The organism is Tsuneonella sp. HG094 (genome assembly GCF_053819285.1).
Map to the genome: position 1 here is coordinate 1409885 of NZ_JBSORA010000001.1, position 14860 is coordinate 1424744.

The window sequence follows — 14860 nt, forward strand, 5'->3', positions numbered from 1 at the left end:
AGCAGGCCCTCGATGGCGATTGCCGCTTGGCGTGAGCCGCGGCCTTCGCCATCGTGGCGGCAATGAACCTGCGCCATATCGAAGTCTTCCATGCGGTCTATGTCAATGGATCGGTCAGCGCGGCGGCACGCGTACTCAATGTGTCGCAGCCTTCGGTTTCCAAGGTCCTGCGTCATGCGGAATCGCTGCTCGGCTTTCCGCTGTTCGACCGCTCGGGCGGCAGGCTGGTGCCCACTGAAGACGCGCACGCGCTGTTCGCCGAAGTCGCCGAGATCCAGGACAGGGTCTATGCCCTGCGCGAGGCGAGCCGCAACCTGAAGCGCGGCGCGGGTTCGTTGCTGCGCATCTCCGCCCTGCCCTCGATCGCGCTCGACGCGCTGCCGGTCACGGTCGCAACCTTCATGCGGCGTCATCGCGACACCCGCTTCGACTTGCAGACGGTCCACCACGCCGATTTGCTGCGCAAGCTATACGAGCGTGAGACCGACATCGCCGTCGCCTACGAGGTGCCGCCAGGCGCGCCGCTCGGGCGACACTGGCTCGGAGCGGGCGAACTCGTAGTGCTCTACCGCGAGGAGGACATGCCGGATGCCCCCTCGCGCATCGCGCTGGAAGACCTTGCCGGACGCCCCCTCATCAGCCTCGCCGCCAGCGGCCCCGTCGGCACGCTCTTCTCAGCTGAGGTCCAGCGGCTGGGGATCGAGCTTGACGAGGTGGTCTCCGCGCGGACGTTCCACATCGCTACCGCGCTCGTTCAGCTCGGTGTGGGAATGACCGTGGTCGACAACCTGACCGCGCGCGCCTCGCTCGCCCCGGGCCTCGCGATGCGGCCGCTCCGCTCGCGCCTGACGTTCGACATCAACGCGATGTATCTGCTGGAGCGTCCACCATCGGGCCTCGCTACCGAATTTCTCAAGGGACTCGCAGATACGATCGAAGCGCGTTCGGGCCCCGCATAACTCCCGGTTATGCCCCGCCGCCGCGCATCTCGTTTCCCGCATCGGGTGGGGCGGTGTAGCAAGCTCGGGTGAACATCCAAGCGCCATTCCTGCTCTATCTCGGCAGCACGACCGATCCGGTCGCGATCAAGACCTCGCGCGGGCTTGCAGAATTCCGCCGCGACGACTGCGTCGGCGAATTCCGGCACGACGATTGTCCGCTTACGCTCGACCTGCCGCGCATGACCATCGCGGAAGGGGCGGCCGCTGGCGCTCGAACGCTGGTCCTCGGCATTGCCAACGCGGGCGGTGTGATGAGCCCAACGCTCGTCGCCGATGCGATGGCGGCGCTGGAGGCCGGTCTCAACGTAGCTTCGGGTCTGCATCAGCGCCTTCGCGAAGTGCCCGAACTCGTCGACTTGGCCGCGGCGAAGGGTCTTTCACTGTTCGACGTGCGCGATCCGCCGGCGGACCTCGACGTCGGCAACGGCAAGCCGCGCACCGGACACCGGCTGCTGACCGTCGGCACCGATTGCTCGGTCGGCAAGATGTACGCCTCGCTCGCTCTGGTCGACGGCCTGCGCAAGCGCGGCGCTGCAGCCGACTTCCGTGCCACTGGGCAGACCGGCATCCTGATTGCAGGCGGCGGCATTCCGCTCGACGCGGTGGTGGCAGATTTCATTTCGGGCGCGATCGAGCGACTTGCGCCCGCGCGGGCCGACGACGGCTGGGATGTGATCGAGGGGCAGGGCTCGTTGTTCCATCCCTCGTTCGCGGGGGTATCGACCGGCCTTCTCCACGGGGCGCAGGCCGAAGTGCTGGTGCTATGTCACGATCCGTCGCGGCCCCACATGCGCCACTTGCCTCACTACCCGATGCCGGGTCTGGCCGAGTGCCTTGCCGCAAACTTGCAGGTCGCACGACTGACCAGCCGCAAGGTCCGTTCCGCGGGCGTGTGCCTCAACACCTCCGCCTACTCGGAAGATGAGGCCCGGCGGATGTGCGGCGAGACCGGGCACCTGCTGGGCTTGCCCTGCACCGATCCATACCGATTCGGGGTGGATGTCATCGTCGACAAGCTGCTGTGCCACGAACGTTCCGAGCCCGCGCCGACCGCTTCGCGCTGAACCGACCGTTCCGTATCTCGCGCGGTGTCAAGACCGCAGCCGAGGTCGTCACGGTCGAGATTTCGCATGACGGCGCGACCGGACGCGGCGAAGGTGTGCCCTACCCCCGTTACGGCGAGAGCATCGAGGGGTCGCTGGCCGAGATAGAAGCGACACGCATTGCCATCGAGGATGGCACAGATCGTTTCGCCCTGCTGGCGCTGATGCGCGCGGGAGCGGCCCGCAACGCGGTCGACTGCGCGCTCTGGGATCTCGAGGCGAAGCTGGCTGGAAAGACGGTGGCGAACCTGATCGGCGCCCCCGCCCCCGCTCCGCTGCCAACCGCGCTCACCGTCGTGATCGACACACCCGAAGCGATGGCGGCCGACGCTGCCGGGATCGCCTCGGCCCCTTTGATCAAGATCAAGGTCGATGCCACCGATCCGTTAGCGATGATCCGTGCCGTCCGTACCGCTGCGCCCGATGCAGCGCTGATCGTCGATCCCAACGAAAGCTGGGACGAGGCACTGGTTCGCAAAGCGATGCCTGTACTCGCCGAATGCAGGGTGAGCGTACTCGAACAGCCGTGCCCCTCCGAGGCTGACGGCTGGCTGGCCGGGTATCGCGGCCCGGTGCCGATCTGCGCCGACGAATCGGTGCACACGGCCGCTGAGCTCGATGCAGTGGCGGCGCGCTACCAGGCGATCAACGTGAAGCTCGACAAGACCGGCGGGCTGACCGCCGCACTGGAGCTGGCGCAGGCGGCGCGCGCGCGCGGATTGGGGCTTATGAGCGGCTGCATGGTCTGTTCCTCGCTCGGGATTGCGCCCGCGCTCCATATCGCGCGGATGGCCGACTGGGCCGACCTTGACGGGCCGCTGTGGCTGGCCGAGGACCGCGCGGGCGGGGTTCGCGAAAGCGGCGGCGTGATGCACCCGCCGGCGGAGGGTTTCTGGGGTTGAGACAGGTCGCGATCGGGCTGCTCGCAACGCTGTTGGCCTCATGCGCCACGGTCGCGCCGGTCAACGTCGACCTCCTGATTAAAGGCGGCACCGTTTATCCCGGAGGCGACGAGGCGTTCACCGGCGACGTGGCAGTGCGCGGAGATCGAATCGTCGCCGTCGGCCCGAACCTGCGTGTCGACGCCGCCCGAACGATCGACGCGCGCGGGATGATAGTGGCTCCCGGTTTCATCGACCCGCACACCCACATGACCGGGTGGCTCGCGAGCGACGACGCCAGACGGCGGCTAGTCGAGCCGTTCCTGCTCCAGGGCGTCACGACCGCGGTGATCGGTAACGACGGCGGCGGGCCGATCGAGGTCGGCAAACTGCTCGACGGTAGCGTCGCGAAGCCGGTCGGGATCAATTTCGCTGCCTTCACCGGCTTCGGCACCATCCGCGAGGCCGTGATCGGAGAGGCCAAACGCGCACCGACCGCCGAAGAACTGACGCGCGAGAAGGCGCTCGTCCGCAGTGCGATGTGCGAAGGCGCGCTCGGCTTGTCGACCGGGCTGTTCTACGCCCCGCAAAGCTTTTCCGAAACGGCAGAGGTGATCGCGCTTGCCCTTGTCGCGGGCGAATTCGGCGGCGTCTACGACACCCATTTGCGCGACGAATCCGATTACACCATCGGCCTTTCCGCCGCCGTCGACGAGACGATCGCTATTGCGCGCGCCGCGCGGCTGCCGGTTCACATCTCGCACATCAAGGCGCTCGGAACCGCGGTCCGGGGCACCGCCCCCGCGATCGTCGCGAAGATCGACGCGGCGCGCGCGGCTGGACTGGACGTGAGCGCGAGCCAGTATCCGTGGGAGGCGAGCGGCACGAGTATGGTCGCATCGCTGGTGCCGCTATGGGCCCTCGACGGAGGGCGCGATGCGATGCTCGCCCGGCTCGTGGAGCCGGCGCAGACCGTGCGCCTGCGCGAGGGGATGGCCGAGAACCTCCGCCGCCGCGGCGGGCCGGCGAGCCTGCTGGTCGTCGAGGGCCGTTGGAAGGGCAAGCGCCTGAGCGAGATCGCTGCCGCCACTGGCGCCGACCCGATCTCGGCCGCAATAGCGGTCATCCGCGAGGCCGACGTTGCCGTCGTCAGCTTCAACATGGATGAACGCGACATCGTCACGTTCATGCGCCAGCCGTGGACGATGACCGGCTCAGATGCCTCGACCGGCCACCCCCGCGTCTACGGCAGCTTCGCGCGCAAGTACGCGGTCTATGTCAGGGAACGCGGCGCGCTGAGTGTCCGCGACTTCATTGATCGCAGCACGTCAGTTACCGCCGATTTCCTCGGCCTGACGGATCGCGGGCGGATCAGGGCCGGAAACTTCGCCGACATCGCGGTGTTCGATCCCGCGAACTACGCGGCCAACGCGACATACGAAGAACCCGAGCGCACAGCGAGCGGGATGCGCGCTGTGATTGTCAACGGCAAGCTAGCGGTCGAGAACGGCGCAATGACGGGCATCGCGGCGGGGCAGGCGCTCCGCCACCGCCCGCCGCCGGGATTGTGCCCCGGCTAGTTGCGGTAGAAGCGGATCGCGCCGACCTCGAGCGACGCAGTTCCACCGGTCCTCCCCGACAGCTGCACCCGCAAGGCGCGAAGCTGCGACAGGTCGAGCCGGGCCGCGTCGTCCGCGCTCTTGAATCCGGCAAACGGCAAGCGGATCTTCGCTTCGGTATCGCCCGGCGAGAACGGTGCGGCGAACCAGTCGCTGCCGTCGAGGCCGTAGCTTTCGATCACCATGCGGTAGTCACCCACACCCTTTACGACCAGCTCGATGCCTGCGAATCCGGTGGCATCGGCAATCTTGATGGGACCCCGCGTGAGCGGCACCACCCATTGCACGTAGGGACGCGGCGCGGCACCCATCTGCGCGGCGAGGAAGTGCGGCTTGCCGCCCGGCTTGTCGAGCGAGATGAGGTGCGAGTGATCGGTGCCGGGATCGGTAGTGGCGACCGGCAGCGTATCGAGATCGGTACGTCCATCCGCCCGCGCCTGGCTCAGCACGGGACCGGTCATCTTCTCGGACGGAAGCGGAGTCGTCGCGGCCTCTCGGAATGCCTTGAGTTCGCCCAGCGGCATCTCGCGTCCGCTCTGCCAGACCCGCGCGACCTTCCAGATGTCGTCGATCCGGCGGTCGGGCTCGCCGTCGATCAGCACGAGATCGGCGCGCTTGCCCGGCGCGATCGTGCCGCGGTCGCCATCGACGTTGATGATTTCCGCGCTTGCCCGCGTGCCTGCGACCAGCGCTTCGGCAGGTGTCAGGCCCAACTGGGCGAGCCACCACAGTTCGCGCACCGCGCTTTGCCCGTGATAGACCCCGCCGATGCCCGCGTCCGAACCGACGCCGATCGGGATGCCCGCCTTCCTGAGCCGCCCGATATTGCTGCGCATGATCTGCCAACGCTGGCTATCGTATTCGGGAATGTCGCCGCCCAAGCGCCGCGCTGCATCGGCCCGCTCGCCAGCGCTCAACCTCCCGAGTTCGGCCTCGCTCAACTGGCGGGCTTCCTGGGGCTCGTAAACCACCAGCGTCGCGATATAGGCAGTGCCCTTCTTGCGCATCAAGCCGATCAGTTCGTCGTCGATCAGCGCATCGCCAACGCCGTGGCCGACCGCATCGACCCCCGCCGCCGCAGCGACCTTCGCGCCTTCGAGCGTCACGGTGTGCGTGATCACGGGCTTGCCCGCCGCGTGCGCATCCTCGACGATGGCGGAGAGCGTGCTCTCGTTCATCGAGTTGATGTCCGGATCGCGGCCATAGCGCCAGCCGTCGGCGAATACCTTGATCAGGTCGGGGTCGTAGGCCAGCGCGCGCGGCATCAGGGCGTGCGCGGCGCGCGCGGTGGTGGTCTGCATCGTGAAGAAGCTGCCCCAGCCGTATTCGGTGCCATGACCGCCCGGGACGCCGAAGCGGATCGCCTGGTTGAGGTGCGGCGCGAAAAAGCCGCCGGGCCCCGTCAGCTCGCGGATCGGTCCGATCATCTCGCCCGAGACCGAGAAATCGTTGATAGTCGTAACGCCCGAGAGGAGGTAACCCGCCCACGCCTTGGGCAGGTCCTCTGGCGCGTTGTAGGCGGGCGAGCGGGTGTGCGTGTGGAGGTCGTAGAGGCCAGGGATCAGCGTCTTGCCGCGACCGTCTATGCGTGTCGTCCCCGCGGGTGCGGAGAGGTTCTTGCCCACCGCAACGATCCGTTCTCCCTCGACCAGCACGTCGGCAACTTTCGCCTTTGCGCCGGTGCCGTCGAATACGCGGGCTCCCTGGATCAGCATCGCGTCCTCCGCGTAAATTGGGGAATGGGGTGCGGCCGCAAGCAGCGTCGCGGAAAGGGCCGCGAGCAGCCCGGAACGAATGCGTGGCGTCCGGCTCATCGCCAGCCTTGTGCAGGGGTCGCGGGGGGCCGACAACCCCTGCCGAACCCCTCGATTGCCCGCGGGTTATGCGTAAGCCAAGGCTTGGAATGCGCACTGCTTGCCATGGGACCGGCGTGCGATAGTCTCCGCGCCGATGCGTATCTTCCTCCCCGCCCTCGCCCCGCTCCTGCTCCTCGCGACACCGGCTTTCGCGCAAGGCGACGGCGGAGCGCCCGCGATCCTCGCCGAAGCCGGACCGGGGACGCGATGGGGCCTCGTCGTTGTCGACGACAGCGGCCGCGAGATCGTTGCAATCGATCCCGAGGACCGGTTCATCCCGGCCTCCAACACCAAGCTCTTCACAACAGCGGCGACGATGTGGGCGATGTCACGGGGCGAACTGCCAGAGGCAGGCAACGGCGGCGCGCGGGTCCGGCTCGAGGCTTCTGACCGTGGGCGGGTGCCGAACGTCGTTCTGGAGGGACGCGGCGACGCCCGTATGTCGGCGGCACCGGATTGCACGACGAATTGCTTGGCCACGCTCGCCGATGCCGTCGCGGCAAGGACCAAAACCGTGCACTCGGTGATCGGCGACGACACCCTGTTCCCCGATCAGCGGTGGAGCCCGGGGATGAGCTGGAACAACATTCCGACCGATTCCGGGACCGGCATTTCGGCGCTGACGATCGACGACAACGAGATTCATGCGACCGTCACTCCCGGAGCGATCGGAACCACCCCCGCGATTGCCCTTCCCGGCTACTACACGGTCGCGAACCATGCGGTGACCGTCGCGGGCGACAAGGAGGAACTCGAATTCGATCGCGCGCCCAACGGCCGCGAACTCGTGCTCAGCGGCACGATCGGGGCGGACGCAAAGCCCGAAGTACTCCAGCTTGGGGTGGACGATCCCGCGCACTATGCCGCGTGGCGCCTTGCGGGCATGTTGCGGGCGCGCGGCGTGAAGGTGACGGGCGAGGCTGTCTCGCGCCATCGGCCCCTGATGCCAATCGACGATCCGAAAAAGCGCGACTCCAACGCCATTCTAAATGCGCCGGACCTGCCTTCGCTCGCCACTCTAGAGCCGGGGCCATTGCAGGACGACGTGACCCAGGTGAACAAGGTCAGCCAGAACCTCCACGCGGAATTGCTGCTGCATCGGCTCGGGCGCATTCGTGGGACCGGCTCGCTTGCGGACGGGCACGCTGTAATCCGCGCCATGCTCGACGAGGCAGGTGTAGCCCGGAATGCGGTAAGCCTGTCGGACGGATCGGGCATGTCGACTTACAACCGCGTCAGTCCCCGCGGGATGACGACACTGCTGCGCTGGATTGCCCGGCAACCGTGGGGCGCGGCTTTTCGCGAGACGCTGCCTGTAGGCGGCAAGGACGGCACCCTTGCCCGCCGTTTCCCGGCGGACAGTGCCCTCAACGGAAAGCTGTTCGCCAAGACCGGTACGCTCAACGCGACCAACGCCCTCGCCGGGTACATGACCGCGGCGAGCGGACGGACGCTGACCTTTGCGGCTTACGCCAACGATGTGCCGGAGGATGTGCGCGCCACGCAGTTCATGGACCGCGCCCTGCTGGCAATCGCCGCCGCTAACTGAGCGCGTCGAATGCCGCGATCACCGCATCGCCCGTTGCCGGCCGCAATTCGAAGATGCCGTTGTCGACATGGCGCGTGGGATGCACGCGGTTGGTGAGCAGCGTCCACGCGAGGCCGCGCTCGAAATCGACCCAGAGCCCTGTCCCGGTGAAACCGGTGTGCCCGATCGTGTCTGCCGAGCACGCCTCTCCCCCCTGCCACCCCGGGAAGCGGCGCTCCCAACCGAGGGTGCGCTCTTCGCCGTGCGGGGTGCGGATATTATCTCGCACGAATGCGCTGGCGCCGGTGCCATCGAGCAGTCCCTGCGCGAAGTCGAGAACCCCGTCGACGGTGCCGAACAGACCCGCATGGCCGGTCGCTCCGCCGAGCGCGAAACAGTTTTCGTCGTGCACCTCGCCCTGCATCACACGGCCGCGCCAACTACATCGCTCGGTCGCTACAGCGGGTCCCGGCGCCGGGCCGTAAGTCAGGCCATCTCCCAGAGGCCAGTCGCGCAAGGAGCGCCCCGTCACCCGCTCGATCGCGATGCCGAGCAGGATGAAATTGATGTCGGAGTAGACCGAGGGCCCCTTCGGCCAGTCGCGCTGCAACACGAAAGCTCGCAGCGTATCCGGATCGTTGCCGTAAGTGTAGATCGGATGGACAGCAGGCAACGACGTCAGGTGCGCGAGACAGTCGCGAAAAGTAAGCCGCCGCTCGGTCGCGCCGACTTCGTCGTACTGCCGCAGGTCGGGGATGGCGGTGGTGAGAAAGCTATCGAGATCGATGCGGCCGGCCTCGGCGAGCTCCAGGATCATCGAGGTCGTGGCGATGACCTTGCTGACCGAGGCAAGATCGAACCAGTGTTCGCGGGTCAACGGCTCGCGGTCGGGCTGGATTGCGGCAAACCCGTCCATGAGCACGGCGCGATCGCCGCTTGCCGTCACGATGCCCAGCGTCGCGCCCGGTATGGCCTCGCTGCCAACAGCCTCGGCGGCATGGATGAAAGCGCGGCGGGCGACCTCGTCGATCATGCGCCGAACACGCTGTCGGGCGTCACCACACTTTCGTCCGGCTCGCGGGCGCGAATGCGGGCGATGAACGGGATTAGCACAACCGCAGCGAGGCTCAGCACGCCGCTGAGGATAAAGAACCCGTCATAGCCGATCGCCTTCTCCATTGTCCCCGATGCGCCCGCGAGCAGCCGCGCGAGGAGGAACGCGAAGCCCGACAGAAACGCATACTGCGCCGCCGGGTAGCGCGGGTTCACCAGCATCGACAGGTAGACCACGAAGACCGTTCCCGCGAAGCCGTTGCCGAACTGGTCGAGCGCGACCGAGCTGTAGAGCACCCAGCCCTCGGCCGCGCTCCACCACAACCACGCGTAGACGAAGTTGCCCAGCGCGGCGAGCACGGCTCCGGCTGCCAGTATGCGCCCGAGTGGCCACTTCGCTGCCAGCCATCCGCCGAGCGCGACGCCGATCATGCTCGCGGGCAGCGCCACGAACCCGTCGGCGATACCGATCTGGTCGAGCGAATAGCCGCGCTCGTTCCACAACGGATGTGACAAGGTCAGCGCCAGTACGTCACCCACCCGGTAGAGCGAGACGAACGCAAGCACGACGAGCGTGCCGAAGCCGAAGCGCCAGAAGATGTCGACGTACGGCCCAAGTGCCGGCGAGCGGCGCAGCGGTGCCTCGGCAGTCATCCGCCGGATGCGCGGCAGGGCGAATGCGAGTGCCACGAACGGCACCATGCAAATCGCCAGCACCCACGGCGTGACGTTGCTGTCGGAGGTGATGCCAGCTGCCGCGGCGGCCCCTAGCGCGGCCCAGCCCACCACCGCGGTGAAGACTGTCACTGAAACAAGCAGGGCTACGCTCGCCCCCAGTCCGCCAAGCAGCGCCGAGAAGCGCGAGGCGTCCGCGCCCTCTTCGCGCCGCATCGCCACGAGGATCGGAAACGGCAGGAATGCAAGGACCGCGATGGCGAGATAGGCTGCCGGCCAATCCGCCCGCGCTGCCACGAAAGCCGCCCCGCTGCCTGCCGCGACCATTGCGCTCCGATAGCCCCACAGATTCGCCGCGACGACCGGTCCCTGCTCCGCTTGGGTCGGCGCGAGTTCAATGCGCCAGCCGTCGGCGGCGACCTCCAGCGTGGTTGTCCAGAACGCCAGCGTCACCGCGAACAGCGCAGTGAGCGGCAGGCTCGCGTCGTCCGCGGTCGCCGCCATGCCGATCATGGAAGTGACGATGCCGAGCTGTGCCAGCATCAGCCAGCCTTTCCGCCTCCCCCAGAACCGCGTGAAGCCCGGCACGTCGAACCGCTCGAGCAGCGGCGCCCAGAGGAACTTGAAGGTCGGCAGCAGAGCAATCCACGCGAAGAAGCCGACGATCGCGATGTCGATCCCGTGCTGCGACAGCCGCAGCGTGAGTACCGCGTTGAACATGTAGAACGGCAGCCCGGCGGAAAAGCCGAGCAGCAGGTACAATGCTTGGATGCGGCGCTTCGTCAGTGTCCCGGCGATTGCCGGACTGTCCAAGGCAGTGGATGCATTCACACGCCGTGCCTAAGGCGATCGGACGGACGGCGCGAGCACTCTCGCGCCGTCCGCACCGATATCAGCGCAGGTTCAGTCGGACACCGGCCCGGAAAGTGCGGCCTAGCAGGTCGCTGAACGTGCTGTTCGCGGCAAGCCCGGTCTCCGGCAGGAGCAGCGGGGTCGAGTTGAACACGTTGGTCACGTTGACGAAGAACTCGCCGCGCTTGTCGCCGAAGGTGTCGAACTTGAACGTGGTGTTGAGGTCGAAGTAGAGCGTCCCCTTCACCCGATTGTTGTCGTAGGTCGGGAATGCCGACGCTTCGGCCGCAGTCCGGTTGGTCGGACAGGTGCCAGGCGCACACTCGATACCGTTGGCGGCGTACAGACCTTTGCTTACTCCACGCGCGACGCCCGAGATCGCATAGTCCGGGGTGTCGACGGTCGCGCTGAACCGGAAAATCCAGTTCGGGGTCGAGAACTGTCCACCGTTGACGCCGACCGTATTCAGGATCGCCGAGGTTGTGATCCCGGTGTCCACGATATTCTTGAGATACTTCGTGGCGAGTCCGCGAAGAGTGAGCGCCGCATTCGAACCGGCGAACAGGCTTTCGAGTCCTGTGCGATAGGTCGCTTCGAAGTCGATGCCCTTCACCAGCCGGCGCTGGAAGTTGAAGGGAGTTGTTGTCACGAGGATGCGCGCCGCGTTGGCCGGATCCTGGATGATCAGGGCGCAAGTCTCGGCACTACCCTGGAAGCAGAGGTCGACTGCGCTCTGGGCGCTGATCGAATCGATCGCGCCGTCCATGTCGATGCGGAACCAATCGGCCGAGGCGCTGAACCCGGGCAGGAAGCGGGGTGTGATGACACCGCCAACGTTCCACGTGTCGGCCTTCTCCGGGCGCAGGTTGGGGTTACCGGCCGAGAATCCCGAATAGCCGATCGTCGCCGTGTTGTAAGAGACCCCATTGAGCGGCGAGGCGGTACCGGTGGTGGCGTTGTAGAACGGGTTGCGCACCGAATCGCTGTTGGCAGAACCGGCGGCGAACAGTTCGTTGAGGTTGGGCGCACGAATATCGCGCGACCGGGTCGCCCGCAGGCGGAAATCGTCGATCGGCGACCAAGTCGCGCCGAGACGCCATGTCGTGACGTAACCCGAAGTGGAATAATCCGTCGCGCGCACCGCGCCATTGACGTCCAGGCCGAAGCCCAGCGGCACGGCTGCTTCAAGATACGCCTCCTTGACGGTAAACGACCCGTTGCTTGGCAGGTAGTTACCCACCGACCACAGGTTTGTCGGCGGCGGAACGATTTGGCCCGCCGCGTTGCGGGTGAAGACCGGCTGGAATTCGGTCGGGACGAAGCCCTTGATCTGTTCCTTGCGATATTCGCCGCCGACCGCGATGCTCACGTCACCGGCCCAAGTCGCGAACGGCGTCAGCGACAGATTGGCTCCGAAAACCGTCTGCTCGACTATCTCATCGCGATAGGGATCACCGAGAACGTAATCGATCGCAGCTGCAGATGCGACACCGATCCCGAGCCGATTGAGCGGGACACACGCGGCATCGTTGTTGGTCGTAATGGCATCGAGGTTGATCGTGCACTGGATCGAACCGACCGCATATCCGCCCGGATTGCCCGCCTGCGCGAAAGCGACATTCGTGGCGTTGGCGAGCTTGTTGCGATTGTCGGCAGGCCCCGTCTGCATGATGTTGCGGAGCTGCTCGTGCAGCTTGGCCCGGCCATACTGCCCGTAGACATCCCAATGCGCCTCATTGCCGAAGGCCGCGAAATCGCCCTCTGCCCCAAGGACGTAGCGTTGCACCGAGCGCTTGTTGTTGATGACCCGGGGCGGAAGGTCGGCGGCCGTTGTCGCCAGCGTCACGCTGGTTATTCCGGCCAGCGCTGCCGGGCCGAGGGCGTTATAGAGAAAGGCGTTGCACGTGATCGGAGCGCTCGCCGCAGTGGGGGCAGTGCCGCAACCGCTCGCGCTCAGTGTCTGGCCGGTCGACAGGTTCGGGCCCGCGTTGAAATAGACCTCCTGCCAATTGTACGATGCTTCGCCGAACAAGGTTACGTTGTCCGCGACATCGAAACTCAGGCGAGCAAACGCGCCCCTGCGGTCGTCACGCGGGTCGAGGCCGATCCTCCGACCCGAATCGTTCACACGCCAAGAGCCGCCCTGCGTAAGCGACGGAGCGCCGTTTGCCGGCAGCGGGAAGCTCAGCGCACCGTATTGGTACTGCAAGACCTGGCCGCCGTCGCCGAAGTATGTGCCGCGCAGACGGTTCGCCACGCCCCCCGCCGAGCCGGTAATCAACCCGCCTGGGGTCGAGTTGGCGGCACCGATCTGGAGTTGCGTGGTGATGAACTGCGGGTTCGGGCTGCCGTTGACCCAAGTCGGATCCTGGATGCGTACGTAGCCGCGCTGGTTCCACTCGCGGTCGTTCGTGTTGAAGACCCCGTCGGTGTGGGCGAGTTCGCCGCTGACGATGAGGTGGCCACGTCCATCGGCGAAGGACAGTCCGCCCGCGCCGCTGAACGAATAGTTGAAATCGTCGCCGTACGTCGTGATGCCGGCATCGCCCTCCAGCTTCAGGCCGGTGAATTCCTTGTTGAGGATGAAGTTCACGACGCCCGCCACCGCGTCCGAACCGTATGACGCGGACGCACCGCCCGTCACGATGTCGACGCGGTTCACCAGCATCTGGGGGATGGTATTGATGTCGACGACGCCAGTGATCGTCGATGCAACCGAGCGGCGACCATCGAGCAGGATCAGCGTGCGAGTTTCACCGAAGTTGCGCAGATTGAGCGCGTTGATGCCCGCCTGTCCCGAACTGATGTTCAGGCGCGAGTTGGCGGGCCGTGTCGATCCAGCGAGGGCAGGGAGCTGGTTCACGAAGTCGGCGATGTTGTTCGACGGCGACCCGTTCTGGATCTCCTGTTCGGTCAGCACCGTCAGCGGAGTCGGCGCCTGGTAACCGTCTCGAACGATGCGCGTACCGGTGACGACGATATCGCTTGCCGGCGTGGCCTCTTCCCCCTCGGCACCGACATCCTGGGCTACGGCAGCGGGGGCGAACACGACACCTGCGGCAGCAGTGCTGGCGAACAGAGCGAGGCGGAGCGAAGTGGAAACGCGCATGGATAACCCCCTGAAATGCTTTTGTGCCGGATACCAATCCGTTGAGTCGCGCGAAAGAGTATCGGCGCATTCTCCTAGCGTGCGGCAATTATGTTACAACCATAGGCGATAGCCTGTGGCTATAGGCTTCTCAAACAGCGCAGGGGTGCCGCGAAAAGGCCCGAATGGTTGCACCGGCGTTAACCGCGCCTGGAAAGCCTGTCCTTACACTGTCTCCGTATTTCGGGCGGTATGGAAAAGTGCCTGTCAGCCCGTAAGCGCACCGTCCGCATCGTTGCGGCCCTTTCCGCGCTTGGCCTCGCCTCGATCGCCAGCCCTGCCCATGCTGCGCTGGAGGCCGTCATCGCCCCAATTGCGCCAGTCGTTATCGACGCCGTTTCGCGCTGCCCGATCGCTTCGCAGCCCTTGGCGCCGGCCCTTGCGCCGGCTGCTCCGATGACGAAAACCGCCGCCTTGCTTGGCGGTGCGCCGAGTGCGCTCGACCTAATTCGCTCGCAGCAATCGGGAGCGACTGCCCCCGGCCAGTCCATGATAGCAGGTACGTCAGCCTCAATTCCCAAGCTCACGCTTGGTGTGGACGCTTCGCTGTCCGCAATCGCGGGCTGCGCGGGACTTGCCGCAAGCCGTGCGGAGGCCCTTCCTGGGCTCTTGGCCGGGCTCGCAACCGATCCCGAAAACTTCCTGGCGAGCAAGCGCGTCCGCATCGGACGCACCAACTTCGATCGCGACTGGAAACGCGTTCGCGGCGAAACGCTTGCTCCGGGGATCGTAAGGACGTTTCTGACATCGGTCTCGACCGACCGCGAGAACACCCTCGCGATCGTCAACCGCAGCGTCAACCAGCGCATCCGCTACGCCGAGGACCGCGACCAGTACGGCAAGGCCGATTTTTGGGCCGGTGCTCGCCGCACCCTCAAAAGCGGCCGTGGTGATTGCGAGGATATCGCACTTACCAAGATGCAGCTTCTCGCCGCCACCGGCATTCCGCGCGAGGACATGATCCTGACGATCGCCCGCGACCTCGTCCGCAATGCGGACCACGCGGTGCTGATCGTACGGACCGAGAACGGCTATCGAATGCTCGACAATGCGACCGACGCAGTGCTCGATGCTGCGCCCGGCAACGACTACCGTCCGATCCTGAGTTTCGGCAGCCAGACGAGCTGGCTGCACGGCGTCTGAG

10 protein-coding genes are annotated in these 14860 nt (G+C 66.2%); 6 read left to right on the forward strand and 4 right to left on the reverse strand.

Annotated elements, in window-relative coordinates; all coding sequences use genetic code 11:
* Positions 1-62: 62 nt before the first annotated feature.
* From ACWPMX_RS07080 to ACWPMX_RS07095, 4 genes are all read left to right on the forward strand, one after another.
* Positions 63-959: a LysR family transcriptional regulator gene (locus ACWPMX_RS07080; protein ID WP_455699330.1), complete on the forward strand. Its 897-nt coding sequence runs from the start codon at positions 63-65 to the stop codon at positions 957-959.
* 68 nt (positions 960-1027) lie between these two features.
* A complete protein-coding gene (gene dgcN, locus ACWPMX_RS07085; RefSeq protein WP_455699331.1) occupies positions 1028-2065 on the forward strand; it encodes an N-acetyltransferase DgcN in 1038 nt (345 codons plus the stop codon).
* The gene (gene dgcA, locus ACWPMX_RS07090) at positions 2023-3006 is read left to right on the forward strand and encodes an N-acetyl-D-Glu racemase DgcA (RefSeq protein ID WP_455699332.1); all 984 of its coding nucleotides are present in this window, start codon (positions 2023-2025) and stop codon (positions 3004-3006) included. Before dgcN ends, dgcA begins: the two co-directional genes overlap by 43 nt.
* On the forward strand, positions 3003-4565 hold the full coding sequence (locus ACWPMX_RS07095) for an N-acyl-D-amino-acid deacylase family protein (protein WP_455699333.1): 1563 nt from the start codon (positions 3003-3005) through the stop codon (positions 4563-4565). Before dgcA ends, ACWPMX_RS07095 begins: the two co-directional genes overlap by 4 nt.
* Here ACWPMX_RS07095 and ACWPMX_RS07100 read toward each other — a convergent pair.
* Positions 4562-6319 (reverse strand): amidohydrolase family protein, encoded by a 1758-nt coding sequence (locus ACWPMX_RS07100; protein WP_455699334.1) that lies wholly within the window; start codon positions 6317-6319, stop codon positions 4562-4564. The two genes, ACWPMX_RS07095 and ACWPMX_RS07100, sit on opposite strands and share 4 nt — an antisense overlap.
* A gap of 235 nt (positions 6320-6554) precedes the next feature.
* Here ACWPMX_RS07100 and dacB point away from each other — a divergent pair, with 235 nt between their 5' ends.
* A complete protein-coding gene (dacB, locus tag ACWPMX_RS07105; protein ID WP_455699335.1) occupies positions 6555-8009 on the forward strand; it encodes a D-alanyl-D-alanine carboxypeptidase/D-alanyl-D-alanine endopeptidase in 1455 nt (484 codons plus the stop codon).
* On the opposite strand, the gene ACWPMX_RS07110 is transcribed toward dacB, so the two are convergent.
* The 3 genes from ACWPMX_RS07110 to ACWPMX_RS07120 form a co-directional block, all read right to left on the reverse strand.
* Positions 8002-9021: a serine hydrolase domain-containing protein gene (locus ACWPMX_RS07110; protein WP_455699336.1), complete on the reverse strand. Its 1020-nt coding sequence runs from the start codon at positions 9019-9021 to the stop codon at positions 8002-8004. The two genes, dacB and ACWPMX_RS07110, sit on opposite strands and share 8 nt — an antisense overlap.
* Positions 9018-10529, reverse strand: coding sequence for a permease (locus ACWPMX_RS07115; RefSeq protein ID WP_455699337.1), 1512 nt, complete (start codon positions 10527-10529; stop codon positions 9018-9020). Before ACWPMX_RS07115 ends, ACWPMX_RS07110 begins: the two co-directional genes overlap by 4 nt.
* A 79-nt stretch (positions 10530-10608) precedes the next feature.
* Positions 10609-13677 (reverse strand): TonB-dependent receptor plug domain-containing protein, encoded by a 3069-nt coding sequence (locus tag ACWPMX_RS07120; RefSeq protein ID WP_455699338.1) that lies wholly within the window; start codon positions 13675-13677, stop codon positions 10609-10611.
* Positions 13678-14112: 435 nt separating this feature from the next.
* On the opposite strand from ACWPMX_RS07120, the gene ACWPMX_RS07125 reads away from it, so the two are divergent.
* Entirely contained in the window at positions 14113-14859 is a 747-nt protein-coding gene (locus tag ACWPMX_RS07125) for a transglutaminase-like cysteine peptidase (RefSeq protein ID WP_455699339.1), read from the forward strand.
* Position 14860: the final 1 nt, after the last annotated feature.